20 protein-coding genes are annotated in these 25,178 nt (G+C 63.5%); 10 read left to right on the forward strand and 10 right to left on the reverse strand.

The window, feature by feature from the left end; translation table 11 throughout:
- Window positions 1-111 precede the first annotated feature (111 nt).
- Window positions 112-693, forward strand: a complete 582-nt coding sequence (locus ACSSVQ_RS05455) for a bactofilin family protein (RefSeq protein WP_454181296.1) — start codon at window positions 112-114, stop codon at window positions 691-693.
- Window positions 694-705: 12 nt separating this feature from the next.
- Here ACSSVQ_RS05455 and ACSSVQ_RS05460 read toward each other — a convergent pair whose 3' ends face one another.
- Window positions 706-1,383 (reverse strand): pyridoxamine 5'-phosphate oxidase family protein, encoded by a 678-nt coding sequence (locus ACSSVQ_RS05460; protein ID WP_454181298.1) that lies wholly within the window; start codon window positions 1,381-1,383, stop codon window positions 706-708.
- Between the two features lie 201 nt (window positions 1,384-1,584).
- Here ACSSVQ_RS05460 and ACSSVQ_RS05465 point away from each other — a divergent pair, with 201 nt between their 5' ends.
- Together ACSSVQ_RS05465 and ACSSVQ_RS05470 are read left to right on the forward strand one after the other, a co-directional pair.
- Window positions 1,585-2,709 carry a beta-ketoacyl-ACP synthase III gene (locus tag ACSSVQ_RS05465; RefSeq protein WP_454181300.1) on the forward strand — a complete coding sequence of 375 codons (1,125 nt, stop codon included), beginning with the start codon at window positions 1,585-1,587 and terminating at the stop codon, window positions 2,707-2,709.
- Between the two features lie 76 nt (window positions 2,710-2,785).
- Window positions 2,786-3,817, forward strand: a complete 1,032-nt coding sequence (locus ACSSVQ_RS05470; RefSeq protein WP_454181302.1) for a sodium:calcium antiporter — start codon at window positions 2,786-2,788, stop codon at window positions 3,815-3,817.
- An 8-nt stretch (window positions 3,818-3,825) separates the two neighbouring features.
- On the opposite strand, the gene ACSSVQ_RS05475 is transcribed toward ACSSVQ_RS05470, so the two are convergent.
- From ACSSVQ_RS05475 to ACSSVQ_RS05495, 5 genes are all read right to left on the reverse strand, one after another.
- Window positions 3,826-4,200 (reverse strand): hypothetical protein, encoded by a 375-nt coding sequence (locus tag ACSSVQ_RS05475; RefSeq protein ID WP_293326050.1) that lies wholly within the window; start codon window positions 4,198-4,200, stop codon window positions 3,826-3,828.
- Between the two features lie 83 nt (window positions 4,201-4,283).
- On the reverse strand, window positions 4,284-5,144 hold the full coding sequence (locus ACSSVQ_RS05480; RefSeq protein ID WP_454181304.1) for a universal stress protein: 861 nt from the start codon (window positions 5,142-5,144) through the stop codon (window positions 4,284-4,286).
- Between the two features lie 10 nt (window positions 5,145-5,154).
- Window positions 5,155-6,042: a universal stress protein gene (locus ACSSVQ_RS05485; RefSeq protein WP_454181306.1), complete on the reverse strand. Its 888-nt coding sequence runs from the start codon at window positions 6,040-6,042 to the stop codon at window positions 5,155-5,157.
- 3 nt (window positions 6,043-6,045) lie between these two features.
- The gene (locus ACSSVQ_RS05490; protein ID WP_454181307.1) at window positions 6,046-8,577 is read right to left on the reverse strand and encodes a Lon protease family protein; all 2,532 of its coding nucleotides are present in this window, start codon (window positions 8,575-8,577) and stop codon (window positions 6,046-6,048) included.
- Between the two features lie 132 nt (window positions 8,578-8,709).
- Window positions 8,710-10,044: a ferredoxin reductase family protein gene (locus ACSSVQ_RS05495; RefSeq protein ID WP_454181309.1), complete on the reverse strand. Its 1,335-nt coding sequence runs from the start codon at window positions 10,042-10,044 to the stop codon at window positions 8,710-8,712.
- Window positions 10,045-10,294: 250 nt separating this feature from the next.
- On the opposite strand from ACSSVQ_RS05495, the gene ACSSVQ_RS05500 reads away from it, so the two are divergent.
- From ACSSVQ_RS05500 to ACSSVQ_RS05510, 3 genes are all read left to right on the forward strand, one after another.
- A complete protein-coding gene (locus tag ACSSVQ_RS05500; RefSeq protein ID WP_454181311.1) occupies window positions 10,295-10,846 on the forward strand; it encodes a hydrolase in 552 nt (183 codons plus the stop codon).
- 135 nt (window positions 10,847-10,981) lie between these two features.
- A complete protein-coding gene (locus tag ACSSVQ_RS05505; protein WP_454184652.1) occupies window positions 10,982-11,518 on the forward strand; it encodes a tyrosine phosphatase family protein in 537 nt (178 codons plus the stop codon).
- Window positions 11,519-11,523: 5 nt separating this feature from the next.
- A complete protein-coding gene (locus ACSSVQ_RS05510) occupies window positions 11,524-12,615 on the forward strand; it encodes an NUDIX hydrolase (protein ID WP_454181313.1) in 1,092 nt (363 codons plus the stop codon).
- A gap of 59 nt (window positions 12,616-12,674) precedes the next feature.
- Here the strand turns inward: ACSSVQ_RS05510 and ACSSVQ_RS05515 are convergent, their stop codons facing one another.
- On the reverse strand, window positions 12,675-15,059 hold the full coding sequence (locus ACSSVQ_RS05515) for a TonB-dependent receptor (protein WP_454181315.1): 2,385 nt from the start codon (window positions 15,057-15,059) through the stop codon (window positions 12,675-12,677).
- Between the two features lie 428 nt (window positions 15,060-15,487).
- Between ACSSVQ_RS05515 and nadA the strand changes: the two genes are divergently transcribed.
- The 4 genes from nadA to ACSSVQ_RS05535 all read left to right on the forward strand — a co-directional run bounded on the left by nadA (window position 15,488) and on the right by ACSSVQ_RS05535 (window position 20,200).
- On the forward strand, window positions 15,488-16,573 hold the full coding sequence (gene nadA, locus ACSSVQ_RS05520; protein WP_454181317.1) for a quinolinate synthase NadA: 1,086 nt from the start codon (window positions 15,488-15,490) through the stop codon (window positions 16,571-16,573).
- Window positions 16,574-16,809: 236 nt separating this feature from the next.
- Window positions 16,810-18,438 carry an L-aspartate oxidase gene (locus ACSSVQ_RS05525; RefSeq protein ID WP_454181319.1) on the forward strand — a complete coding sequence of 543 codons (1,629 nt, stop codon included), beginning with the start codon at window positions 16,810-16,812 and terminating at the stop codon, window positions 18,436-18,438.
- 2 nt (window positions 18,439-18,440) lie between these two features.
- Window positions 18,441-19,304: a carboxylating nicotinate-nucleotide diphosphorylase gene (nadC, locus tag ACSSVQ_RS05530; protein WP_454184653.1), complete on the forward strand. Its 864-nt coding sequence runs from the start codon at window positions 18,441-18,443 to the stop codon at window positions 19,302-19,304.
- 83 nt (window positions 19,305-19,387) lie between these two features.
- A complete protein-coding gene (locus ACSSVQ_RS05535; protein WP_454181321.1) occupies window positions 19,388-20,200 on the forward strand; it encodes an SDR family oxidoreductase in 813 nt (270 codons plus the stop codon).
- Between the two features lie 58 nt (window positions 20,201-20,258).
- On the opposite strand, the gene ACSSVQ_RS05540 is transcribed toward ACSSVQ_RS05535, so the two are convergent.
- The 3 genes from ACSSVQ_RS05540 to ppdK all read right to left on the reverse strand — a co-directional run bounded on the left by ACSSVQ_RS05540 (window position 20,259) and on the right by ppdK (window position 25,080).
- On the reverse strand, window positions 20,259-21,023 hold the full coding sequence (locus ACSSVQ_RS05540) for a cell wall hydrolase (protein WP_293326761.1): 765 nt from the start codon (window positions 21,021-21,023) through the stop codon (window positions 20,259-20,261).
- A 418-nt stretch (window positions 21,024-21,441) separates the two neighbouring features.
- On the reverse strand, window positions 21,442-22,401 hold the full coding sequence (gene meaB / locus ACSSVQ_RS05545) for a methylmalonyl Co-A mutase-associated GTPase MeaB (RefSeq protein ID WP_454181323.1): 960 nt from the start codon (window positions 22,399-22,401) through the stop codon (window positions 21,442-21,444).
- Window positions 22,402-22,407: 6 nt separating this feature from the next.
- On the reverse strand, window positions 22,408-25,080 hold the full coding sequence (gene ppdK / locus ACSSVQ_RS05550) for a pyruvate, phosphate dikinase (protein WP_454181325.1): 2,673 nt from the start codon (window positions 25,078-25,080) through the stop codon (window positions 22,408-22,410).
- Window positions 25,081-25,178: the final 98 nt, after the last annotated feature.

Genomic DNA, 25,178 nt, shown 5'->3' on the forward strand with positions numbered 1-25,178 from the left:
ATGTTCAAACGCCCCAAGAGCGATTCAGGGGATCGCTCCCACGCCGAGCGAACGTCCCAGAAAAATACGTCCACAGAAGATCAGTCTTCATCAGCGCAGAGGGCATCGTCCATGCGACCCATCAACGAGCAGAAAGCCGAAGGGGACGACACCCCCTACAGCCGCGTAACTCCCTCTTACGAAGCAAGGAAACCGACCGTGCGAACTCTCCAGACATCACCGAGCACCAGCAATGGCACCGGGGGCACCGGATCGAGCGCGGAGGCGACGCCGCCGGCCGCCAATCTTCATGTCGGCCGTGGCCTGAAGCTTGAAGGCAAGATCCAGTCCTGCGATTCGCTCGTGATCGAGGGCGATGTGCAGGCCACCATCGAAAGCGGTTCGCTGACCGTGAGCGAAACCGGCGACGTGCGCGGCGAAGCGACCGTGGACGAGGCGGAAATCACCGGCAAGTTCGACGGGACGCTGCTGGTTCGCAAATGCCTGACCATCACCTCGACGGGTCGCGTCACGGGCGAGGTCCGTTATGGCGAGTTGAAGGTCGAGCAGGGCGGCCAGATGAGCGGCGACATTCAGGCCGAGGGTCTGGAAGTGAAGCCGTCCGCCTCGAAAAACGACAAGAAGGCCGACGACAAATCCGCAAAGTCCGATAAGGACGACAAATCGTCGGACGCTTCCGCCTCCATGCTCTGAGAAGAGCTGGCGTCAGGGGACCAGCCAAACCGCGTCGTCAGGCGCGGTCAAACCGGATGTCGCGTCGTCCGACGCGGATGCGGGGGATGTCTTCCATCCAAAGAGCGCGCGCCGATGTATGGCGCGTCCCAGCACCAGCATGTCCAGCCTGTCATAGGTGAAGACCAGCACGGCGAAGTTGGCCCTCGCCGCCGCCCTGCGCGCCTCATCCCCCTCCCCGTCCGCCATGGCGGCCTGCGGGGACGGGCTGGGGGTGCCGGGCACGGCGCGGGCCAGATAATCCGCCATGTTGCGGGGGCCGAGCGTGTTCCAGGCGCGCTCGGCGCATTCGTCGTCGGTGTGTAGCGTCACGCGGCCCGACAGGCGCAGCTGCGTTTCCCGGCGCGAATCGTAAAAAGTGAAGGCTGCCATGGGGTTGGCGTCGAGTTCGACGGCCTTTGCCGTGCGCGCATCGGTATAGGTTTCGAGCCGGCGGCGCGCCGGATCGAAATGCCGGAGAATCACGGTCCGGGCCCGCGGGGCCCCACCCGCGTCCACCGTGGAAAGTACCGGCTTTCTGAGCGGCGATCCGGGCGTCGTCGCCCCCTCCGCCAGCAGCAGACGCGCACCCCGCCAGAGCTCGTCCAGCGTCAGCCGCCCGAGGGCGTCATCCCCCGGCGGCCTCGCCTCTTCCCATGGTGAAATACCCATAAGGTTAATCCGTCTATTCACGCTATCGCCAATGTATCCCGCCTTGCATATGGCATAAGCGCTGCCGCTGGCATATGTTTGGCCCTCGGTTTCGGGAGGAGCCGACATGCCGGTGCCTTTTGGGGGCAACGCGACAGGCATGGTCCGACAGGCGTTCGGGACAAGGGCGCCGGGACGTGAACATGACAATCAGGTGGCCCAGTGACAAAAGTCGTCATAAGCGGGACGGGTGTCTTCACCCCGCCCAATTCGATCTCCAACCAGGAACTTGTGGACAGCTTCAACGCCTATGTCCGCAAACACAATGAAGAGAACGCCGAAGCGATCGAACGCGGCGAGGTTGAAGCTCTCGCGGAATCCAACGTGGAGTTCATCGTCAAGGCATCCGGCATCGAAGCCCGCTATGTCATGAACAAGTCGGGCATCATCGACCCCGACATCATGGCGCCGCGCCTGCCGCAGCGCTCCAATGACGAGCCGTCGATCCTGGCGGAAATGGCGGTCGACGCCGCCAACAAGGCGATGGCGCGGGCGCAGAAGAAGCCCGAAGACATCGACGCCGTCATCGTCGCCTGCTCCAACCTCGAGCGCCCCTATCCGGCCATCGCCGTTGAAGTGCAGGACCTGCTCGGCATCGAAGGCTTCGGCTTCGACATGAATGTCGCCTGTTCGTCGGCCACATTCGGCATCCAGCAGGCCTATGACATGCTGCGCTCGGGCAGCGTCGATACGGTGCTGGTGGTCGATCCGGAAATCTGTTCCGGCCATCTCAATTTCCGCGACCGCGACAGCCATTTCATTTTCGGCGATGTGTGCACCGCCATCGTGCTGGAGCGCGAAGAGACCTGCACCGCGCCCGGCGCATGGGAAATTCTCGGGACGCGCCTCATCACCAAATTTTCCAACAATATCCGCAACAATTTCGGCTTCCTGAACCGCGCGACGCCGGACGGCATCGGCGCGAAGGACAAGCTCTTCGTGCAGGAAGGCCGCAAGGTTTTCAAGGAAGTGGTGCCGATGGTGGCCGAACTCATCCTCCAGCACATGAAGGATGAAGGCCTCGATCCGAAAGACCTGAAGCGGATGTGGCTGCACCAGGCCAACAAGAACATGAACGACTTCATCGGCCGCAAGGTGCTGGGTCGCGACCCGGAACCGGGCGAGCAGCCCAACATTCTGCAGGAATACGCCAATACGAGTTCGGCGGGCTCCATCATCGCCTTCAGCCAGAACAGCGAAGATCTGAAGGAAGGCGATCTCGGCCTGATCTGCTCCTTCGGTGCGGGCTATTCGGCAGGCAATATTCTGGTGCGCAAGCGCGGTTGATCGCGCATTTGCGATCGCCCACACTCGGTCTCCGATGTTCTGGCCGCGCCCGCGCGGCGCGACGGTGGGCGATCGCTTGTTTATCGAACTGGGGCTCTTCCCGAATATTCTGATCTTCGCCGCGGCGGCGCTTGTCATCGGGCTGGCGGGTATCGCGCTGACCCGGCGCGCCGATGTGCTGGCCGACCGCACGGGCCTTGGCGAGGCCATTGTCGGCGCGGTCCTGCTCGGCATCGCCACCTCCCTTTCGGGAACGGTCACCTCCGTCGTCTCCGCCTTCGAGGGAGCGGTCTCGCTCAGCACGTCCAATGCGCTGGGCGGCATTGCGGTGCAGACGGCCTTTCTCGCCGTCGCCGATATTTTCTACCGCCGCGCCAATCTCGAGCATGCGGCGGCCGATGCCACCAATCTCGTTCAGGTCGCGCTTCTGATCCTGATGCTGTCCGTGCCGCTCGTCGCTTGGTCGGCACCGGACGTCACCGTCTGGGCGATCCATCCGGCATCCATCCTGCTCTTTGCGATTTATCTGGGCGGGCTCAGGCTCAGCGAAACGGTGCGCCACCGGCCCATGTGGAAACCGGAACAGACGCCGGAAACGCGCACCGACAGGCCGGAAGCGGAGAGCGAGAACGCGCCTTCCACGGCCATGCTGGCGTTTCAGCTTTCCCTCTTGATCGCAGCGGTCGGCGTGGCGGGATGGCTGATCGCGGAGACGGCGCGCGCGCTGTCGACCCAGACGGGCATGTCGCAGGCGATCATGGGGACGCTTTTCACGTCAGTGGCGACATCGCTGCCGGAGCTTGTCACCACCGTCGCCGCGGTACGGCGCGGCGCCTTGCAGCTCGCCGTGGGCGGTATCGTCGGCGGCAACACCTATGACGTGCTTTTTCTGGCGTTTTCGGACACCGCCTATCGCGACGGTTCCCTCTATCACGCGATGGACGAGCGGCAGATCTTTCTCGTCGCGACGGGTCTTGTCGTCAGCGCGCTCCTGCTGCTCGGACTGCTCCGGCGGGAAAAGCGCGGCATCGGCAATATCGGTTTCGAGGGCATTCTCATCCTCACCGTTTATGCCGGTGCCGTCGCCGTTCAGATCGCGCAGGGCTGAGCGAAAGCTCAGCTCTTGAGCCAGGGCTCCACCGAGACGATGTGATAGGTGCGCGTCTCGTCGTCGTCTTCCTTCACCGAAAGATATTCGCCAACCTTGATTTCATGGCGGTCGAGCTTGAAGAAAGGCTCGTCGCCTTCGGGCGTGGCGGCATCGTAGTCGATCACCCAGCCGCGACCGATATGGCGCAGCAGGCCACGCTGGTCTTCTTCGCCTTCGCTGAAATGACGCACGACGCAATCCTTGGAATGAGACTTCCAGGCATCGGGGTCGAGCTTCATGTCGCCATCGAGCGGCACGACAAAATCATAGCCATGCGCGGAGGAGCCTTCGGGAAATTCGTCGTTGCGCGCGAGCGACATGTGAACGCGATAAAGGGTCATGTCTTCCTGGATCCTGTTTCTTGGTTTACCGCAGCCGGCCATTTTTTAAGGCCGGCTGTCTTGTCGATGATTGGTTGCGTGCGTCAGTGGGCCATCAGAACGGGCAGCGTCGCATGGGCGCGAATATGCTGCGTGGCGCCCCCCATGAAGAATTCGCGAAGCCGGCTGTGGCCATAGCCGCCCATGACGAGCAGGTCGACCTTGGAGGTTTCCGCTTCTTCCAGCAGGACCTCTCCCACCGCGCGGTCCTTCCGGTCGATCTTTTTGATTTCGACCTCGACGCCGTGAAGCTTCAGATAGTCGGAGAGGAGTTCGCCGCTGACCGGTTCGTGATCGTCTCCGCCCACACAGATGATTGTGACGCTTTTTGCCTTGGCAAGAAACGGCAATGCGCCCGTTACCGCATGAGCGGCTTCGACGCTGCGGTCCCATCCGATCGCGACCGAGCCGCCGACCGGGGCCCATGATTTACGCGGGGCGATAAGCACGGGCCGCCCGCCGCTCATCATGGCCGCTTCGAGCGCGGTGCCACCGGCGCCGCCAAATTCATCGGTGTCGCCGAAAATGATGAGATCGGCCAAACGGCTGAGCCGCGCGACGACTTCGTCGCGGCGGCCCGTCACATCGAGAAAGCGCGCTGAGGGGAGCGTGAAGTCGCCCTTGTCCACAACCGGCAGGCCGACCTTGTCCGCCGCTTCCTTCAGGCCCGCCAGCGCCTTGGCGGCGGCCTGGTCGGCGCCCTGCTTCGCCGCGGTCAGAAGGTCTTCTATGACCTGCCCCGACACGCCGTCGCCCAGATAGGGCAGCGCATCGGCCGGGTCGGGCCGTGAGAACAGGCCGACGAGCTGGGCGCCGAAATCGCGCGTCACCGACAGCGCCGTCGCCAACACTTCCCCGTCGGACGATGTTCCTGAAAGCGGAACCAGAATCTTGCGCACAGACATTTCTTTCTCCTTATTCGTCCGTCTTGAGGTCGGGGACATTCGTCCGCTCGGACCCGAGAAGCAGAACCGGACAGCCCGCCGCCATGGAGAGCCGTGCCGCGTCCTCATCATTACCCAGCCAGCCGGCATTTGCCACCAGCAGCCCCACGCCTGCGCGATGCGCCGCCTCGGCGATATCGGCCGCCGACGCGCCGCGCGCGCGCACGCGCTGAAATGTCGATCCCAGGCGCCGCGCCAGCCCTTCCGCGAAGGCCGTGCAGCTTTCGCCCAGGCTGGAGCCTTCGTCAATGGCGACGACGGGCCGGCCCGGCCTTACGCCCTGTACCGCGCTTTTCAGTGGCACCGCGCCTTTGAGCCCGGCGCGTTTTGCGACCAGCAGCACGTCGGCGCGCGCTTCCCTCGTCGCGGCGTGTACGGCCCGCCCGACTTCGCGGGGCGACGAGCCCGGCGCGCGAATGACCAGCGTGTCCTCATGCCGGGCGGCAGCGGCGAGCGAGCGCAAGGGGCGTCCGCGCCGCACATCGAAACTCCACTCCACATGCGCTTCATCGGCAATGCGCGAAAGGACGCGGCGGGCGCTTTCGGCCTGGGCGCGCATGGCGCGCAGCATACGGTCGGTATCCACGGGGCTCACCTGCCCGGAAAAGGAAATCTCGCGCGCAAAGGGAAGCCCGGCGAGATTGAGCAGATCCTCGTCTTCCACGAAAACGCCGCTCAGCCGTGCATCGACCGAGGCGGCGAGCCGGGCGGCAAGCGACAGCGTCTCGCGCGCCACGATCGAGGTATCGAGGCCGATCACGATACGCGGCTTCTCCGCCTCCCCTTCGCCGGGTGCAGGCGGGGTGCCGGTATTCCTGTCCTTTGCGCCGCTATCGTCCATGGCGTTCTCCACGGCCACCGCTCAGGATTTCCTGTCGCCATTGCCGTCAATGCCTTCGCTGGCAAAGCGGCGCTGGTTCTCTGCAAAGGCGGCCAGGCGTTCCTCGGTGCGGGCGAAGATCGAGCCTTTCGGAAACCGTCCATCCTCGCCGCGCTTTCCCGCCGGGGCGCCCATCAGAAGTTCTACGCCCTCTTCGATATGCTCGACAGGATAAATCGCAAACATGCCGCGCTCGACCGCGTCCACCACATCCTGGCGCAACATGAGATGCTTCACATTGGCGGCGGGGATGAGCACCCCCTGATCGCCGGTCAGACCGCGCCGCATGCAGATGTCGAAAAAGCCTTCGATCTTGTCGTTAACGCCGCCGATCGCCTGCACTTCGCCGAGCTGGTTGACCGAGCCCGTCACCGCGAAGCCCTGCGAAATGGGCGCTTCGGCCAGCGCGGAAATCAGCGCATAGAGTTCGGCGGAGGAGGCGCTGTCGCCGTCGACCCCGCCATAGGATTGCTCGAAAACGATGCTGGCGCTCATGGAAAGCGGCACGGCGGGCAGGAAGCGGCCGGAAATATAGCCCGACAGAATAAGCACGCCCTTGGAATGGATCGGCCCGCCCAGATGCACCTCGCGCTCGATGTCCACCACGCGCGACGCACCGAGTCCCATGCGCACACGCGCGGTAATGCGGCTCGGGCGGCCGAAGGTGACGCTGCCCATGGAGAGGATCGACAGACCGTTCACCTGGCCTATCGCCTCGCCCTCCGTTTCGATAATCACGATCTCGCGGGTGATCATTTCCAGCGAGCGTTCGCGCATCCTGTCGGCGCGGCCGATCTGCGCTTCCACGGCGGCGTCGATATGGCTTGCCGACAGCACGGATGCGCCTTCTTCGCGCGCCAGATAATCGGCCTCGCGCATCATGTCGGCAATCGGACGCATGACGGTGCTTAGCTTCTCCGCATCCTCCACGATGCGCGAAGAGCGTTCGATCATTCGTCCGACGGCGGAGCGGTCGAGCGGCAACAGTTCTTCGGCCTTCGCGGCGGCGGCGAGATGGCGCGCATAAAGGAGGTCGTTGTCGTCGCCCCGGTCGATCTCATCCTCGAAATCGGCGGCCACCTTGAACAGCTCCGCGAATTCGGGATCGGCATTGGAGAGCATGTAATAGAGATAGCGGTCGCCGAGCAGGATGACCTTGAGGTCGAGCGGGATCGGATCGGGTTCGAGCGTCACCGTGCTGATCAGGCTCATGAACTCGCCGGGGGATTCGATCAGCACCTTGTGCCGGCGCAGCGCGCGTTTCAGCGCTTCCCAGGCCAGCGGTTCGCGCAGCAGCTTCAGCCCATCGATCAGCAGATAGCCGCCATTCGCACGGTGAAGCGAGCCGCCCTTGACCAGCATGAAGTCGGTCACCAGCGCGCCCATTTGCGGCATGTGCTCGACACGGCCGACAAGATTGGCAAGCGTCGGATGGTCCTCATAGACCACCGGCGCGCCGCCGCCGATGATCTTCTTTTCGTCGCGGTCCTCCGGCGGCCGGGTGGCAGCCATGTCGCCGCCCTCCTCATCGCCATCGGTATTGCTGACCAGCACATTGACCTGATAGCGGCGGAAGGGATCGCCACCACCGCCGAAGTTCGAGCTTTGGCCCTGCGACATGGCCTGCAACGCCGCCATGAGCTGTTGCTGCTGGGGCTGTTCGTCGCCGCCTGCGAAGATGCCGAAATTGTCGACGATATCCTGCGCCACGTCGTCGAGCCACGAGACCACGGCAGGTACGCCCTGGAACATGGAGCGGATCGGTTCCATGGCGCGCGCCACGGCGCGTTCGGCCACTTCCTCGTTCAACTTGCGCACGCGGGCGTGATGCTCCTTCTGCCAGCCCGGAATATGTTCCAGCGTTTCGGCGAGTTCCTCCTGCAGGGCCTGGATGATCTTTTCGATGCGCTTGCGCTCGTCATCGGGCAGCTTGTTGAATTCTTCGGGCTTCACCACTTCGCCGTCATGCATCGGCGCCAGCGCAAATCCCTGCGGCGTGCGCAACAATGCGATGCCCTGCGCCTCGGCCTTCTCGCGCAATTCCTCGAAGGCGTGTTCCTGGCGTTCCTGCAATTCCTCGTCGATGGTCTGGCGGCGGTTCTGGTACTCCTCGCTTTCCACGATGGAGGGAACGGTCACCTTCAGATCGTCGACAAGCTGGTCCATCGCCTCGCTGAGGCGCGGTCCCTGCCCCGCGGCGAGTTCCAGCGCGACGGGCTTGTTGGGCGTGTTGAAATTATTCACATAGACCCAGTCGGACGGGGCCTTCTGGCTGGACACGATCCCTTTCAGGTAGCGCAGCACCATTTCATGCTTGCCCGCGCCGTCCGGGCCCAGCACGAAAAGATTGTAGCCATAGCGGCGAATGCCGGTGCCGAATTTCAGCGCCTCCAGCACACGCTCCTGGCCGACCAGCGTATCGGGCTCGTCCAGTTCGTCCGTGGTCGTGAAATCGAATTGCGTCGTATCGCAGGCGCGGTACAGCAATTCGGAAGGAACAGGATCGACTGACATAGGCCCCCTTGCGTGTTTGGCGTCTTTTTCTTCTTTGCGTCCCGCTCTGCCGAACAGTCTAAAACCCGTACCCGCCATTACCCAACCGCTAAATCCATTCGTTCAACCACCCGGCGGCGCCCGCCGGCTCTCTCAGCGCAACTGGAACAGTTCCTGATGGAACGCATCGGGAGAAAGGCCCGACGCCAGAAGATCCTTGCGCAAGGCACCCCCGAACCCTGCGGGTCCACAAAACCATATCCCGGCCTCTTCCCATTCCGGCACAGCCTGCTTGATCCGTTCCGCACTCAACCTGCCGTCCTTCCTGTCCACCAGCAGATGCAACCTCACATGAGCGGCTTCCGCATCGGCCTTCAACTTTTCGATCGCCGCTTCGTCATAGTCGGCAGTGGTGTGGAACAGATCGATTGTCGTTTGCTCCGGCTTTGCCGCCAGTTCCTTCAGACGGGCGACAAAGGGTGTAATGCCGATACCCGCTCCGACCCATATCTGGCGTTGATTCCGGTCAAGAAAGGTGAAACAGCCATAAGGCCCTTCCACCTTGACCTCGTCTCCGACCTTCAGCCGTTCGCGCAGCCGCGCCGTGTGGTCGCCCAGCGCCTTGGTGATGAAGACGATATGGCCGTCGCCTTCCCATGAGGACGCAATGGTATAGGGATGCGCCCCCTCCTTGCGGTCGGAGGTCACGAAGGCGAACTGCCCTGCCCGATGGCCATCCCATCCATCTTCGAGCCTGATCGCCGTTTCGAGCACGCGCAGCTCCGGATAGTAGATCAGGGATTCGATCCTGCCCTTCACCTTGCGACCGGCGCCGATGAGACCGAAAAGCGACATCACCGCGCCCACCGTGCCGCCCGCCATCAGAAGCCCCATCACGATGCCGACGGGCTGCGTCCAGAAGGCGAACTTCATCAGCACGACCGAATGTGCCACCAGCACAAGAAAGACGATGGCCAGCAACTTATGGACCTTCGCGAAGTGGTGATAGGGAATGCTTTTGACGAGCGCGATGACGATCAGCAATGCCGCCGCATAGAAAGCCCATTCGCCGACCGACTCCGCCAGATGACGCTGGCTGCGGAAAAACGCTTCCACCGTGCCGAGCGTCTCCGCCGATGCCTGGCGATGGCGCTCGGGCCGCGCCAGCACGCCCCAGCCGACCAGCCATTTCACGCCCTGCGCCCAGAGCCAGTGTGTGACCGCGAATACGAGCCCGCCGATCCCCAGCCATTTATGCAGCCGGTACAGCTTGTCGAGCCCGTGCAGCGGCGCTTCCATGAAGCGCGGACGCGCCGCCAGGATCATGGCAAGGCTCATCATGCCGATGCCGATAATGCCGGTGTATTGAACAAGCCCGTCGCGAAGCGAAAAGACGGCGATCGTCTCGGGCGGAAAGGATCCGGTCAGCAGCCACAGGCCGGTGAGAAGGAGGAAAAAACTCCAGAAGGTGAGCGTGATGTTCTTCATGGCCTTGTTTCTCTCAATGCGTCTTGCAGCCCCGACGCCGGAGAATTGTTGAGCGCTCCATGTTCAACCCCTAAAACGGCTGAACCGTTTTCATTCCGTCGGCTGGCGGTTCGCGCGGATTGTCGCAGCGCGCGGCCAGCCACCTTCCTTCACCCGAAATACTGAACACATGGCCGCACCGAAACAATCAGGCAAACCCCGTAGTTCCGCCTCCCGGCCTGCCCCGGATGCGCCGCGCGCATGGCAACGCATGTTGAGCGGGCGCCGCCTCGATCTGATCGACCCCTCGCCGCTCGACATCGAGATCGAGGACATCGCCCACGGGCTCGCCCGTGTCGCGCGGTGGAACGGGCAGACCATCGGCGATCATGCCTTTTCGGTCGCCGAGCATTGCGTGGTGGTGGACGATCTCTGCCTGCGTTTCCGGCCCGGCTGGCCGAAAAAGTGGCGGCTGGCCGCGCTGTTGCACGATGCACCGGAATATGTGATCGGCGACATGATCAGCCCGTTCAAGGCCGCGCTGGGGTTCGACTACAAGGCCTTCGAACATCGGCTGGAGGCGGCGATCCATCGGCGTTTCGGCCTGCCCGCCGAGCTGCCCAAAACGGTGGAGGAAACCATCAAGCGGGCGGACCGGGCCTCCGCCTTTTTCGAGGCAACCCAGATCGCGGGCTTCGAGGACGAGGAAGCGGCACAGGTTTTCGGGCGGCCCCGGAACGTCACCCCGATCCGGCTGAAGCCCCTGCCCGCCAAAGAGGCCCAGGCGCTCTTTCTCAAGCGCTTCCGGGCGCTGGAAGGCTGATCCCCGCGGCCCGACGCAAAATCGCAGCACAGCCTTCACGCAGATGTGCCAGAATCTGCTAAACTCCTGCTTCGTAAGGAAATTGCCCTTTCTTTGAACATTCCGGTGATAACCGGAGCGGAGGCCGGTCCCGTGATGATCTATGTGAGCCCGCTCAGCGCCGTCCATGACGCGATCCGCAAGCACGCGCCTTCGCATCTTGTGAGCCTGCTCGACCCGGACACCATGATCGAGACGCCGGAGGGCTTCGACCCGGCGCGGCATCTGCGCATCGGCGTCAACGACATCGCCGAGCCGATCGACGATCTCGCCCCCCCGACGCAAGGCCATGTCGTCGAACTCATCGAGTTCATCCGCGCCTGGGACCTGGCGCAACGCGACGGCGGCCCGTCGCCGCTGCTGGTTCATTGCTGGGCGGGGATCAGCCGGTCGACCGCGGCGGCCTTCATCGCGCTGTGCATATTGAACGAGGACCAGTCGGAAGCCTTTCTCGCCCGCCAGATCCGGGACAGCGCCCCCCATGCCCATCCCAACCGGCTGATGGTGACGCTGGCCGACGATGCGCTCGGCCGCGGGGGCCGCATGGTCGCGGCGGTGGATGCGCTGGGGCCGGGACGCGCCGCCTGGGAAGGCATGCTGTTCGGCCTGCCCGTCCGGCTCGAGGAGGGCTGAGGTCCATGGCACCTGTAGGAAACCCAACCGGCGACCAGACCCCCTTCACCTCGCCCCCCGGGCAGGAAGCGGCGAGCCCGGCCGGCAAGGCGGTCGTGATCGGCCTCAACGCGGCCATCGTTACGGTGTCGGAAGACCAGCCGAAAATTCTCGTCGTGCCGCATGACCAGACATCGCGCGGCGGAGAAGAGATCGCCGACGCCGCCCATTGGGATGCGCTGCCCTTCGGCCCGTTCGATCCGCTGGAACATCGCACGCTGGAAATCGGGCTGCGCTCCTGGGTCCGCGAGCAGACGCATCTTTCGCTCGGCTATGTGGAGCAGCTTTACACCTTCGGCGACCGCGGCCGCCATGCGCGCGAGGTCCGCACGCCGAACGGCCATGTGGTGTCGGTCGGCTATCTCGCGCTCACCCGCACGCATGACGGCGAGCTTTACGGCGCGGCATGGCGTGACTGGTATCAGTATTTCCCGTGGGAGGACTGGCGCGAGGGCAAGCCGCCCATCGTCGACGAGCTGATCGTGCCCTATCTGCGCGACTGGGCGGCGAAGCAATCCGAAGCCTCCTCCGACGAAATGACGCGCGGCAAGCGGCGCGACCGGTTGCGTCTCTGTTTCGGCGTGGACGGCGTCGCATGGGACGACGAAAAGGTGCTGGAGCGCTATGAGCTTCTTTACGAAGCCGGGCTGGTACAGGAAGCAAGACGCGACGGACGCGCCAGCGCCGTCGCACTGGGCGAGCGCCAGCCCGTGATCGGCCGTCCGATGCAGTACGACCATCGCCGCATCCTCGCCACCGCGATGAGCCGGCTGCGCGCCAAGATCAAATACCGTCCCGTCGTGTTCGAGCTGATGGCCTCGACCTTCACGCTCTATGAATTGCAGCGCACGGTGGAAGCGCTGATCGGGCTGCATGTCCACAAGCAGAACTTCCGCCGTCTTGTGGAAAAGGGCGGCATGGTGGAGCGCACGGGCCGCGTCTCCACCCGCACGGGCGGGCGGCCCGCCGAGCAGTTCCGCTTCCGCCGCGAGGTGCTGAACGAGCGCCCCGCGCCCGGCCTCAAACTCGCCCCCTCGCGCAGCCGCGCCAATAGCTAGAACGACAAAAGGGCCGCGAGGTTTCCCCCGCGGCCCTCTCTTGCTTCTGTGTTCCGTACTCAGAACGTGACGGAAGTCTGGACGCCCAGAATGCGCGGCACGCCCTGGATATAGGTACCGGACCCGATAGAGGCGCCGGAATTGCCCGCATCGATCAGATATTCCTTGTCGAACAGATTGTTGGCGAAGACCGTGAAGGTCCATGCGCCGTTCGGCGTGGTCCAGCCGGCCCGGAGGTTGGCAAGGCCATAGGCGCCTTGCGTATAGGCCGGCTGGTTCTGCTCTTCGAAATAGACTTTCGACTGCCAGGTGTAGCTCGGCATGACGAAAGCCTGGCCACCGAAGACATCCCATTTCGCCTGAGCGATAAAGGACAGCGTATGGTCCGGGCTCAGGCGGAAGCGATTGTCGGCATAGGCTGCCAGCGCATCGCTGTCGAAGCGGCCATGATTGTAGCCATAGGTCGCCATGAGATCGAGCCAGTCGGTCGCATGATAGGTGAGCTGCGCTTCGCCGCCATAGGAAGTGGCATTGCCCACATTGAGTACCGTCGGCGTCAGCGCCGTCGTGTCGACGACCTGATAGTTCTTGTACTTGTAGTAGAAGACGGAGCCGTCCACTTCCACACGACGGCCGAAAAGAAGCGCCTTGGCCCCCGTTTCGTAGCTGTCCACCGTTTCGTCTTTCAGCGTCGCAAAGCCGAGAAACGCGCCCGGCAGGGCATGAACGACCGGCGTGATGACCTCCGGCCTGCGTCCGCGTGCGTAGCTCGCATAGACATTGGCGTCTTTCGACAACGCATATTCGGCGACCAGGCGCCAGGTCAGCCCGGTGAAGCTGCCCGAAGCGGACTGATAGGACGTGTCGCCCGCAAGCAGCGTGCCCGTGCCGCCTGCCAGCGCGGAGAGCGTGCTCGGGTTGTTGATGTAGCCGCCCTGATAGCCGACCGTCTTGTTGTCATAGCTCCAGCGCAGGCCACCCGTCAGCGTCAGATTGTCGATCACCTCGACGGAAATATCGCCGAACGCATCGACCGAGCGCGTGGTCGAGAAGTTCGTATATTCCTCCACGTGGTAGCTCTGCAGGCCTGCAAGACCGCCGACGGCCGACGCAATGGCCTGGAAATACGGATCTTGCGGGTTGCCATTGGCAAATGCATTGCTGACCGCCGCCTGCTGCACGGGCGACAGCAATCCCCAAAGCGCGGCGCCCGCCGGATTTCCGCTCGCCCCGAGCCAGAGCGCCAGTTGCGACTCGTCCGTCGCCAGCGGCACGCGTTGCGAGCCGTCTTCATAGAAGAAATCGACACCGACAAAGGACTTCACTTTCCCCTGCTCGTAGTTCAGGCGGATTTCCTGACTTGCCTGCTTGCCTTCCGCATCTTCGGCGGACTCGATGAGCTGGAAGGCGGATCCGTCCGGGTCGAACACTTCCAGGCTATCGAAACGGCGGAAGGCAGAGGTTGCCGAAAGAGACAGCGTGTCGGTGAGGCCGATATCGGAAAGCAGCGTCACGCCCCAGACATCGCGGTCGATTTTCAACTGACCTCCCTCGAAGCGCGGATCGGCATTCAGCGATGCGTGGCTGTAAGGGCTGGTATCGCCGTTATAGGCAGGGATCACGCCGCTCTTGAACCCCGTCGGATCCGGCTCGTCATGCTGGTAGTTGAGAATAAGGTCGAAGCTTGTTTCCGGCGCCGCATCGAAATGCAGCGAGCCTCGGATCGCCTTGGTGTCCTTGCCGTTCAGTTCCGAGGGACCGTACACGCCGGAGGGGAGCTCGTTGTCCACATAACCGTCGCGATGCTTATAGGTCGCGGCAATGCGGCCATAGAGCTTGCCTTCGATGAGAGAGGCGTTGGCGATGGCTGTCGCCTCGCGCGTACCTTCCGTGCCGATGCCGAGCGTGGCTTGCGCATAGGTGTCGTCTTCGGCCTTGTTTTGAACGAGATTCACGGCACCGATCAGCGCGCCGCGCCCGAACAGCGTGCTCTGCGGGCCTTTGAGCACTTCCACGCGTTCCATATCGAAGAGTTCGACCACGGAACCGCGCGAGCGCGAGATCGATACGCCATCCTGATAGACGGAGACGCGCGGTTCGGTGTTGGACTCACCGGAGTCGGAGGTCAGGCCGCGAATGACGAAGCCCGGATTGTTCGGGCTCTGCTCCTGCACCACAAGGCCCGGCGTGAAGGCCGACAGGGTCGAGAATTCGGTGATCCCCATCTCCTTCAGGAATTCGCCGTCATAGGCAGTGATGTTGATCGGCACATCCAGCGTGCGCTCGCTGCGCTTCTGAGCCGTCACCACTATGCTCTGAATGATGTCGTCATTGACGACAATCGCCGTGTCGTCAGCCGTATCCGCGGCCCTGGCCGGAATGGCCGCCGCCGAAAGCGACACGCAAAGAGCCGTACCCGCCAGTAACCGGCCGGCGAGACTCATACCCCGATATTTCATAAAAACCCCCAACTCACAGCGCCTCGGCGCATACACAAAAAAAAGGGACCGCGCCGCGTTTTACGCAGCGGATCCCTCCCATCTCTGCTTTAGCCGGGTTCCGTGAAGCCGGGATGGTGGTTGGGCAACGCTTTTTATACGGGTAAAAGTAATATATGTGACTTTGCCCTATTTTCAGGCAATCCCGGCACCCTCCTTTTTGCCTTGAAACCGGCTCTCCCAACCCCACTTCATTTCTGGTTGACGGGACTAATGCTCATCTGTAGCATAAGCCTCAGTTGGAAACTGGATCAGTCGGCCGGCAGGAGCCGGTGTTTTTGATCCCTACAATATGCTCACTTTGAGCATTAGCCTCTCCCGCAAATGCCGGTCCCGGCAGGCGCGACAGGAAGAAGAGGCGTCTGGAGGTTGAGATGGCACTTGCTGGCGAAATCGAAGCCAAAACGGGTCAAGCCGCTGAGAAGCCGGATTCGGTGGCGAAGAAATATGCGCCCATCGAGAAGCCGAACCTTGAATACACGCCCGAGGTGGCGGAAGAGATGGCGCCGCTTTACGAGAAGGTGAAGCACGTCATCCCGCCCATCGAGTGGCCTTTCTTCGCGCCTTACATCAAGGCGATCAACGAACTGAAGAAAGAGCGCAACGCGGTCATCCTGGCGCATAACTACCAGACGCCGGAAATCTTCCACTGCGTCAGCGACATAGCGGGCGACAGCCTGCAACTCGCCAAGGACGCGGCGAAGGTGGATGCCGATGTGATCGTGCAATGCGGCGTGCATTTCATGGCGGAGACCTCGAAGCTCCTCAATCCGGAAAAGACGGTTCTCATTCCGGATGCGAAGGCGGGCTGCTCCCTCGCTGAAAGCATTACCGGCGCGGATGTGCGCATGCTGCGCGAGAAGTTCCCCGGTGTGCCGATCGTCACCTATGTGAACACCTCTGCCGACGTGAAGGCGGAAAGCGACATCTGCTGCACCTCGTCCAATGCCGTTCAGGTGGTGGAGAGCTTCGACAGCGACACGGTGCTCTGCATCCCGGACGAATATCTGGCGCAGAACATTGCCAAGCAGACGAAGAAGAAGATCCTCACCTGGAAGGGCCATTGCGAAGTGCATGAGCGCTTCACGGCGGAAGAGCTTCGCCGCTATCGCGAGGACGATCCGAACATCGTCATCATCGCGCATCCCGAATGCCCGCCGGACGTGGTGGAGGAAGCCGACTTCTCCGGTTCCACCAGCGGCATGATCAACTGGGTTCAGGACAACCAGCCCAAGAAGGTCGTGATGGTGACGGAATGCTCCATGAGCGACAATGTGGCGGTGGCCAATCCGAACGTCGAATTCGTGCGGCCCTGCAATCTCTGCCCGCATATGAAGCGGATCACGCTCCAGAACATTCTGGATTCGCTTCTCTATATGAAGGACGAAGTGACCGTCGATCCAGCCGTTGCCGGCAAGGCGCGGCTCGCGGTCGAGCGGATGATCAATCTCGGAAACTGACCGTCCGAACTCAAGGTCAATGCTGCAAGCACCTCCCCCCTTCGAGGGGGAGGTCGAAAAATCCGGCCGGATTTTTCGGGTGGGGGGACACAGCGGTCCGGACAATCGCATAAGCCCACGTCCGGCGCGTCACCCCCTCCCAACCCTCCCCCTTCAAGGGGGAGGACTTGACCCGGATCCGGCGCACCGATCATGCGTTCTCGACCTGGCCTGGATAGGAATGCGGGGTACCAAACATGGCCCATGACAACATCACAGATGCCGGCGACGTTCTGATCGTCGGGGCCGGTCTGGCCGGTCTCTTCACCGCGCTGAAACTCGCGCCCCGTCCCTGCACCGTACTGGCCGGCGCCCCTATCGGCGCCGGCGCCTCCAGCGCATGGGCGCAAGGTGGCATCGCCGCCGCCGTCACCGAAGGCGATACGGCGGAAGATCATGCCGCCGACACCATCGCCGCGGGCGCCGGGCTCGTGGATGAGGAAGTCGCACTTTCCATGGCGCGGGAAGCGGGCCAGCGCATCGAGGATCTGCTGCGCCTCGGCGTGCCCTTCGACCGCGACCTCGAAGGCAAGCTCAAGGCAGGCCGCGAGGCCGCCCATGGCCGCAACCGCATCGTGCATGTGCGCGGCGACCAGGCGGGCAAGGCCATCATGGAGGCGCTTGTCGCCGCCGTGCGCGCCACGCCCAGCATTCGCATCATCGAAGGCTTCTCCGCCTATGAGCTTGCGGTGGAACAGGGCCGCGTCGCGGGCGTTTTCGCGCGGCCTGCGAATACCAATGCCGCCCGGACGCCGCTGCTCATCAAGGCGCGCAGCGTGGTTCTCGCCTCGGGCGGCACGGGACAGCTTTTTGCGGTCACCACCAATCCGCGCGAGGCGCGTGGCGAGGGCCTTGCCATGGCGGCGCGCGCAGGCGCGATGATCGCCGATCCGGAATTCGTCCAGTTCCACCCGACTGCGATTGCCGCCGACCGCGATCCCGCCCCCCTCGTCACAGAGGCGCTTCGGGGCGAAGGCGCGATCCTTCTGAACGATCGCGGCGAGCGCTTCATGCAGGCGATCCACAAGGAAGCGGAACTCGCCCCGCGCGACGTGGTGGCGCGCGCCATCTTCCGCGAGCTGGCAGCGGGCCGCAAAGTCCTGCTCGACGCTTCGAAGGCCGTCGGCGACAAATTCCCGACCGCCTTCCCGACCGTCTATCAGAGCTGTGTCGCACTCGGTATCGATCCGACGAAGGACGGCATCCCGGTCGCGCCCGCCGCGCATTACCATATGGGCGGTATCATGGTGGACATGGCTGGGCGCTCCACCCTGCCCGGCCTTTGGGCCTGTGGCGAAGTGGCGGCAACCGGTGCGCATGGTGCCAATCGCCTCGCCAGCAATTCACTTCTGGAAGCCGTGGTCTATGCCGCGCGCATTGCCGCCGACATCGATGCCACCATGCCGCTCACCAACACCGGGTCCGCGCATCACGTTGCGCCGCCCGCGCTCGGACGAGGCGATGCGGTGGCCGCGCCCATGATGGACGAGCTGCGCCGCCTGATGACGCGCCATGTGGGCGTGGAGCGCAATGAGGAAGGCCTCGCCCTCGCGCTTGCCGGGATCGAACGGCTGGAACGCGCGGCGGGTCCGGCGAGCCTCTTCCGCAATGTCGCCACCGCGGCCAAGATCGTCACCGCCGCGGCCTATGCGCGCGAGGAAAGCCGGGGCGGCCATTGGCGCAGCGACTTCCCGGAACCGCGCATTCCCTGCCGGCACCGGACATTCATCACGCTCAAGGAAGCCGAACGCATCGCCGAGGCGGCGGTGTCGGCTGCGGGCATCCATGCGGACAACAACATAAAAGCCGGAGATGCCGCGTCATGAGTATAGACGTCGAGCCGCTGCCCCCGCTCATGATCGAACCGGCGGTGCGCGACGCGCTGCTTGAGGATCTCGGCCGCGCGGGCGACATCACCACCCAGGCGACCGTGCCCGCCGGAGCGAAAGCGCGCGTGCTTCTCAATGCGCGCGTGCCGGGCCGCGTCTCGGGCCTCGATTGCGCGCGCATGTCGTTCCGCCTCATCGACCCGGCCCTCAAGGTCGCCGTGGTGAAGCCGGACGGTTCCGATGTCATGCCGGGCGACACCATCGCCGCCATCGAAGGCCCTGCCCGCTCGATCCTGACGGGCGAGCGCGTGGCACTCAACTTCATGGGGCATATGTCGGGCATCGCGACCGCGACGCGCGAAATCGCCAATGCCATCGCGCATACCAAGGCGCGCATCTGCTGCACGCGCAAGACGACGCCGGGGCTGCGCCTCTTTGAAAAATATGCCGTGCGCTGCGGCGGCGGCATGAACCATCGCTTCGGCCTCGACGATGCGGTCCTCATCAAGGACAACCACATCGCCGTCGCAGGCGGCGTCGCCGCCGCCATCAAGGCTGCGCAGACCCATGCGGGGCATCTCGTGAAGATCGAATGCGAGGTCGACACGCTGGAGCAGCTTGCAGAAGCCCTCGAAGCGGGCGTCGATGCGGTGCTGCTCGACAATATGGGGCCGGAGACGCTGGCGGAGGCCGTGCGGCTCGTCGACGGCCGCGCCATCACCGAGGCCTCGGGCCGCGTGACCGCCGAAACGGCGCCCGCGCTTGCGGAAGCCGGTGTGGACCTCATTTCCAGCGGCTGGATCACCCATTCCGCCCCGACGCTCGATATCGGCCTCGATTTCGACAGTCTGACGGCCTCCTGACACCCTTTCTCCTTGCTGCCATGGAAGAGTGTTTTCTAGACTTCGGTCTATAAAAACACATCAAAGCATCAGGGAGGAACATCATGGGTACTGCGAACGGGCGGCAATCCATCTTCATCACAGGCGCCGCTTCCGGCATGGGCCGCGAAACGGCGAAGCTCTTTCACGGCAAGGGCTGGTTCGTCGGCGGTTTCGACGTCAATGCGGAGGGCCTTGCCTCGCTCGAAAAGGAGCTGGGCGCCGACAACTGCATGACGCGCACGCTCGACGTCACCGACCTTGAGGATTACCGCAAGGCCGTCGCCGCCTTCGGCGAGGCGACCGGCGGCAGCATGGACATTCTCTACAACAATGCCGGGATCGGACGCGGCGGGCTCTTCGCCGATGTGGCCTATGAAGACATCATGGCCGTGGTGAATGTGAATTTCGTCGGTGTACTGAACGGCATCCATGTCGCGCTGCCGCTTCTGAAGGCGACCGACAATTCGCTCTGCTTCACCACATCCTCTTCCTCCGCCACCTATGGCATGCCGGGCATTGCCGTCTATTCGGCAACGAAGCATGCGGTGAAGGGGCTCACCGAAGCGCTTTCCATCGAGTTCCGCCTCATCGGCGTGCGCGCGGCGGATGTGCTGCCGGGCCTTATCGACACGCCCATCCTGCCGGAAGGCACAGTGGAGGCCGCACCTAAGGAAGGTTTGTTCCGCGCCATTCCGCCGGTCGAGGTCGCAAAATCCGTCTGGGAGGCCTACAACTCCGACAAGCTGCACTGGTATGTGCCGCCGGAACTCGTCGAACTCGACAAGGCCGCTGGCAACTCACCGGAAGCCGTACGCGAGCAGATCGCCTCTACCGGTCCGCTTGCCGCGATTTTCGAGGAAATGCAGAAGCAGTAACGAAAATGGCGGCGCCCTTTTCAGGAGCGCCGCCATTTTTCATCGGTCTGCCGCCGGATCAGCCGTCGCTGGAGGCGAGCTCGGTCTTCTTCATGGGCGCATCGCCTTTCAGGCGGTAGAAGATATGCCGCCCGACCTTGGTGACCTCGACCATGTTGTTCGCCCAGCGGGGACGGACATAATCGGCGTGATAGAAGAGCGCCTTGCCCACCACATTGTCGCGGACACGGCCCAGCAAAGCCTGCTCGGCCACGCTGCGCGCCTGGCGCCAGGCCCGGCGGTCATGCGGCTTTTCCGACATGCCATCGCAGGTGAAGGAGAACTGACAGCCCGTCGTCAGCTTGGAGCCCTGATAGACCACATCGCAGACATTGTCCGGATAGAGGTTCGATTTCACCCGATTGAGGATCACTTCGGCCACGGCGAGCTGGCCTTTCAGCGTCTCGCCCCGCGCCTCGTAATAGATGCCGATGGACAGGCACTGCCGCTGACGGTCCAGCGCAGCCACATCGACATCGGCGACGGGGCGCTTGAATTCCATCAGGCCCGGCTGGTCCTTCTCGGCGGCGGCCAGCTTGTAGGTGGGCTGCACGAGGTCGGTCGGCTTCATGGTGGGCTTGGGCGGCATCCAGGGCAGCTTGCGGCCCGGCGTCGTCGCCATCGCAACCATGGGAACGCTCGCAGGGGTCACGACGGGCGCAGACGTACCGGCGGCGTGGAACACGGCCCCGCCGACGACACCCAGGCACAACAGCGAAACCGCCGCATATGCCGTACCCTTGAATATGTGGCCCAGTTCGAGCCACTCCATGACCTTGCGCATCGTTCTCTTTACCGACTGCGTTGTTGTACTTTCAGGGTCCTCTTTTCCGCCTGCGCCTTCCGTTCCCACTCAACATACCGTTGGAACGTAAAGTCGCTGGAGGTTCCGTCGCTCAGATATTTCGAGGTTCGGACAGACCTGCAGACACAGCACTCATTCGTGCCAGAGCCCGACCGCATTCATACTCGGGGCGGCATTCCGGGCGTAAACCTTCTCAAGTCGCTGGCGTGGGTAACACACGCTTTGCGAGGTGGGCAACGTAATAAGTTGACGCACCCTTAACGGCCGCACCTAACCTGCTGAATTCTCACAGGTTTTCCGACATAAATTCTGTGCAAAGAAACGCGCGAAACGGCTTTCCCGGCCCACATAACGTAAAAGAAAGTGGTATCGAACGACTCAAATTCAAGAGGCGTTGTTAATGGTCTCCATCACGCCATTTTCGTTGCAGACGCGATGAAAGATCCGCATGCAGCGCAAAGGGAGAGCGCTGCGCATTGGACGAAATCTCTTCCGCCACAAGGGAAAGCCCTTCCCGCCCGAACCGTCCGCCCAAGGATGATCTGACCCAGGACAATCCCTGTTCCCGTCGCTTGCCAGGAAGAATATCATCCGTAGACAGATGGCTTCCATGTGCCTCGATCTCATCCACGAGGCCGGCCACCCCCTCCCCCTTCGTGGCGGAGACGGTGAGCACCTTCACCTGCCATCCGGTCGAGGGGGCTTCGGACAGGCCGAGCGCCCCGCGAACGTCGGCAACGGCCCGGCTCGCGGCGGGGCCCATATCGGCCTTGGTGACGAGCGTAATGTCCGGCACTTCCATGATACCCGCCTTCATGAACTGAAGGCTGTCGCCGGAGCCCGGCTGGATGCAGAAGACGACCGTGTCGGCGACATCGGCAATGTCGGTTTCAGACTGGCCGATCCCGACCGTTTCCACCAGCACCACGTCGAAGACGGCGCGCATCAGGACGAGCGCCGGGAAGGTGAGGTCCGCGAGCCCGCCAAGGCGCTCGCGCGCGGCCATGGAGCGGATGAAGACGCCCTGATCGGCGGGGTCGGTCACCATGCGCGTCCGGTCGCCCAGAAGCGCGCCGCGTGTGCGTCGGCTTGAGGGGTCCACGGCGATAATACCGACGGTTTTCCCCCGTTTTCGCCATTCGGAGACCATCGCATTGGTCAGCGTGGACTTGCCCACGCCGGGCGGGCCGGTCAGGCCGGCGACCGTCGCTCTGGGCGCCGCCCAGGCGGCATCCAGCAGCTCCACGGTACGCGGGTCGTCGGGGGCGGCCTCCACGGCGGCCAGCGCCCGGGCAAGCGCGGCCTTGCCGCCTTTCAGCAGCTCATCGAGCGCGGGAATGTCGAGCCGCCTTGCCACCGGCCCTCAGGTCTCCCGCGCAAGCGCGGCCTGCGCCGCCGCCAGCCGGGCGATCGGCACGCGATAGGGCGAGCAGGACACATAGTCGAGCCCTACCTCCTCGCAGAAATAGATCGAGGACGGGTCGCCGCCATGCTCGCCGCAAATGCCGAGCTTGATGCCGTCCCGCGTCTTGCGGCCGCGTTCGGCGGCGATCTTCACCAGTTCGCCCACGCCGTCCAGATCGAGCGAGACGAAGGGGTCCTGCGCGATGAGGTTCTTTTGCAGATAGTCGTTGATGAAGGTCGCGGCATCGTCGCGGCTGATGCCGAAAGTCGTCTGAGTCAGATCGTTGGTGCCGAAGGAGAAGAACTCCGCCGTCTCGGCGATCTCGCCCGCCATCAGCGCGGCGCGCGGCAGCTCGATCATGGTGCCGACGTGATATTCGATCTCGGCGCCATGTTCCTTGCTCACTTCTTCGGCGACGGCCACGATGCGCGCCTTCAGGAAGTCGAGTTCGGCCTTCATGGCGACGAGCGGCACCATGATTTCCGGGATCACATGTTCGCCGGTCTTCTTGCCGGCTTCCAGCGCGCCCTCGAAAATCGCGCGGGCCTGCATTTCGTAGATTTCCGGGAAGGTGATGCCGAGGCGGCAGCCGCGATGGCCGAGCATGGGGTTCGCTTCCGCCAGCTCCATCAGGCGGCGGCGCAGATCGGCGGCGGGCATGCCCGTATCTTCCGCCACTTCCGCGATTTCCTCGTCGGTCTTGGGCAGGAATTCATGCAGCGGCGGGTCCAGCAGGCGGATCGTCACGGGCAGGCCGTGCATGATCTCGAAGAGCTGGCGGAAATCGTCACGCTGCACGGGCAGAATTTTCGACAGCGGTTCGCGGCGGCCCGCCTCGTCCTTGGCCAGGATCATCTGGCGCACATGGGTGATGCGGTTCGCCTCGAAGAACATGTGCTCGGTGCGGCAGAGACCGATCCCCTCCGCGCCGAATTTGCGCGCCGTCTTCGCATCGGTCGGCGTTTCGGCATTGGTGCGCACCTTCATGCGGCGATGCGTGTCGGCCCATTCCATCAGCGTGGCGAAATCGCCGGAGAGTTCCGGCTGCAATGTCGGTACGCGGCCCTTCATCACTTCGCCGGTGCCGCCGTCGATGGTGATGATGTCGCCCTTCTTCACCGTCTCGCCCGAGACCGTCATGGTTTCGGCCTGATAGTCGATCCTGAGCGCGCCCGCGCCGGAGACGCAAGGCCGGCCCATGCCGCGCGCCACCACCGCCGCATGGCTCGTCATGCCGCCGCGCGAGGTGAGGATGCCGACGGCGGAATGCATGCCGTTGATGTCTTCCGGGCTCGTTTCCACGCGCACCAGGATCACGTCATGCCCGTCCTGCTTCAGCTTCGCCGCTTCGTCGGAGCTGAAGACGACTTCGCCGCTCGCCGCGCCCGGCGAGGCGGGCAGGCCCTTGGTCAGGATTTCGCGGTCCGCCTCCGGGTCCAGCGTCGGATGCAGCAGCTGGTCCAGCGCGCCGGGCTCCACCCGGGTGATCGCCATGCGCTCGTCGATCAGCCCCTCGCCGACCATCTCCACGGCAATCTTCAGCGCGGCCTTCGCCGTGCGCTTGCCGCTTCGCGTCTGGAGCATCCAGAGCTTGCCTTCCTGCACGGTGAACTCGACGTCCTGCATCTCCTTGTAATGTTCTTCCAGGCGGCGGAAGACCGCGACCAGCTCGCCATAGGCGGCGGGCATTTCCTCTTCCATGGAGGGCTTCTTGTCGCCGCCCGCGATGCGCGCCGCCTTCGACAGCGATTGCGGCGTGCGGATACCCGCCACCACGTCTTCGCCCTGCGCGTTCACCAGGAACTCGCCATAGACGGCCTTTTCGCCGGTCGCCGGATTACGCGTGAAGGCGACGCCCGTTGCCGAGCTATCGCCCATATTGCCGAACACCATGGCCTGCACATTGACGGCCGTGCCCCAGCTTTCGGGGATATTGTGGAGGCGGCGATAAGTGTCCGCGCGGCGGTTGCGCCAGGAGCCGAACACCGCGTCGATGGCGCCCCAGAGCTGTTCCTTCACATCCTGCGGGAAGGGCTTGCCGAGTTCCTCGTCCACGCGCGCCTTGTAGCGCGTGATGACATCCTTCCAGTCATCCGCGGTCAGCTCGGTGTCGAGGTCGTATTCCTGCTCTTCCTTGTAGTATTCGAGGATCTCCTCGAAATTGTAATGCTCCACGCCCAGCACCACGTCGCAATACATCTGGATGAAGCGGCGGTAGCTGTCATAGGCGAAGCGCTCGTCGCCGGAGCGCTTGGCGAGGCCTTCCACCGTCTCGTCATTGAGGCCGAGATTGAGCACCGTATCCATCATGCCGGGCATGGAGGCGCGCGCGCCGGAGCGCACGGAGACGAGAAGCGGGTTTTCCTTTTCGCCGAAATTCATGCCGACGCTCTGGCCGATCTTCTCGAGCGCGGCTTCCACCTGCTCCTTCAGCCCGTCCGGATACTGACGGTCGTTTTCATAGAACGCCGTGCAGACTTCGGTGGTGATGGTAAAGCCCGGCGGGACCGGCAGCCCGATATTCGACATCTCGGCCAGGTTCGCACCCTTGCCGCCGAGAAGGTTCTTCATCTCCGCCGTTCCCTCGGCCTTGCCGTCGCCGAAGGAATAGACCCACTTGTTCTCTGCCATCGTTACTGCCTTTGGTTGAGGCTTACCAGTAAACCAGATTTCGTCATGCCCCGCTTCAGGCGGGGCATCCACGCCTTTCTTTAACTCGGCAAAGACGT

This window comes from Parvibaculum sp. MBR-TMA-1.3b-4.2 (assembly GCF_053628815.1).

What these genes read in the sequence shown, in the direction of transcription:
- ACSSVQ_RS05455 (WP_454181296.1), top strand. Translation starts at nt 112, where the DNA reads ATGCGACCCATCAACGAGCAGAAAGCCGAAGGGGACGACACCCCCTAC.
- ACSSVQ_RS05460 (WP_454181298.1), bottom strand. Translation starts at nt 1,383, where the DNA reads ATGGGTATTTCACCATGGGAAGAGGCGAGGCCGCCGGGGGATGACGCC.
- ACSSVQ_RS05475 (WP_293326050.1), bottom strand. Translation starts at nt 4,200, where the DNA reads ATGACCCTTTATCGCGTTCACATGTCGCTCGCGCGCAACGACGAATTT.
- ACSSVQ_RS05480 (WP_454181304.1), bottom strand. Translation starts at nt 5,144, where the DNA reads ATGTCTGTGCGCAAGATTCTGGTTCCGCTTTCAGGAACATCGTCCGAC.
- ACSSVQ_RS05490 (WP_454181307.1), bottom strand. Translation starts at nt 8,577, where the DNA reads ATGTCAGTCGATCCTGTTCCTTCCGAATTGCTGTACCGCGCCTGCGAT.
- ACSSVQ_RS05495 (WP_454181309.1), bottom strand. Translation starts at nt 10,044, where the DNA reads ATGAAGAACATCACGCTCACCTTCTGGAGTTTTTTCCTCCTTCTCACC.
- ACSSVQ_RS05500 (WP_454181311.1), top strand. Translation starts at nt 10,295, where the DNA reads ATGTTGAGCGGGCGCCGCCTCGATCTGATCGACCCCTCGCCGCTCGAC.
- ACSSVQ_RS05505 (WP_454184652.1), top strand. Translation starts at nt 10,982, where the DNA reads ATGATCTATGTGAGCCCGCTCAGCGCCGTCCATGACGCGATCCGCAAG.
- ACSSVQ_RS05510 (WP_454181313.1), top strand. Translation starts at nt 11,524, where the DNA reads ATGGCACCTGTAGGAAACCCAACCGGCGACCAGACCCCCTTCACCTCG.
- ACSSVQ_RS05515 (WP_454181315.1), bottom strand. Translation starts at nt 15,059, where the DNA reads ATGAGTCTCGCCGGCCGGTTACTGGCGGGTACGGCTCTTTGCGTGTCG.
- nadA (WP_454181317.1), top strand. Translation starts at nt 15,488, where the DNA reads ATGGCACTTGCTGGCGAAATCGAAGCCAAAACGGGTCAAGCCGCTGAG.
- ACSSVQ_RS05525 (WP_454181319.1), top strand. Translation starts at nt 16,810, where the DNA reads ATGGCCCATGACAACATCACAGATGCCGGCGACGTTCTGATCGTCGGG.
- ACSSVQ_RS05535 (WP_454181321.1), top strand. Translation starts at nt 19,388, where the DNA reads ATGGGTACTGCGAACGGGCGGCAATCCATCTTCATCACAGGCGCCGCT.
- ACSSVQ_RS05540 (WP_293326761.1), bottom strand. Translation starts at nt 21,023, where the DNA reads ATGCGCAAGGTCATGGAGTGGCTCGAACTGGGCCACATATTCAAGGGT.
- ppdK (WP_454181325.1), bottom strand. Translation starts at nt 25,080, where the DNA reads ATGGCAGAGAACAAGTGGGTCTATTCCTTCGGCGACGGCAAGGCCGAG.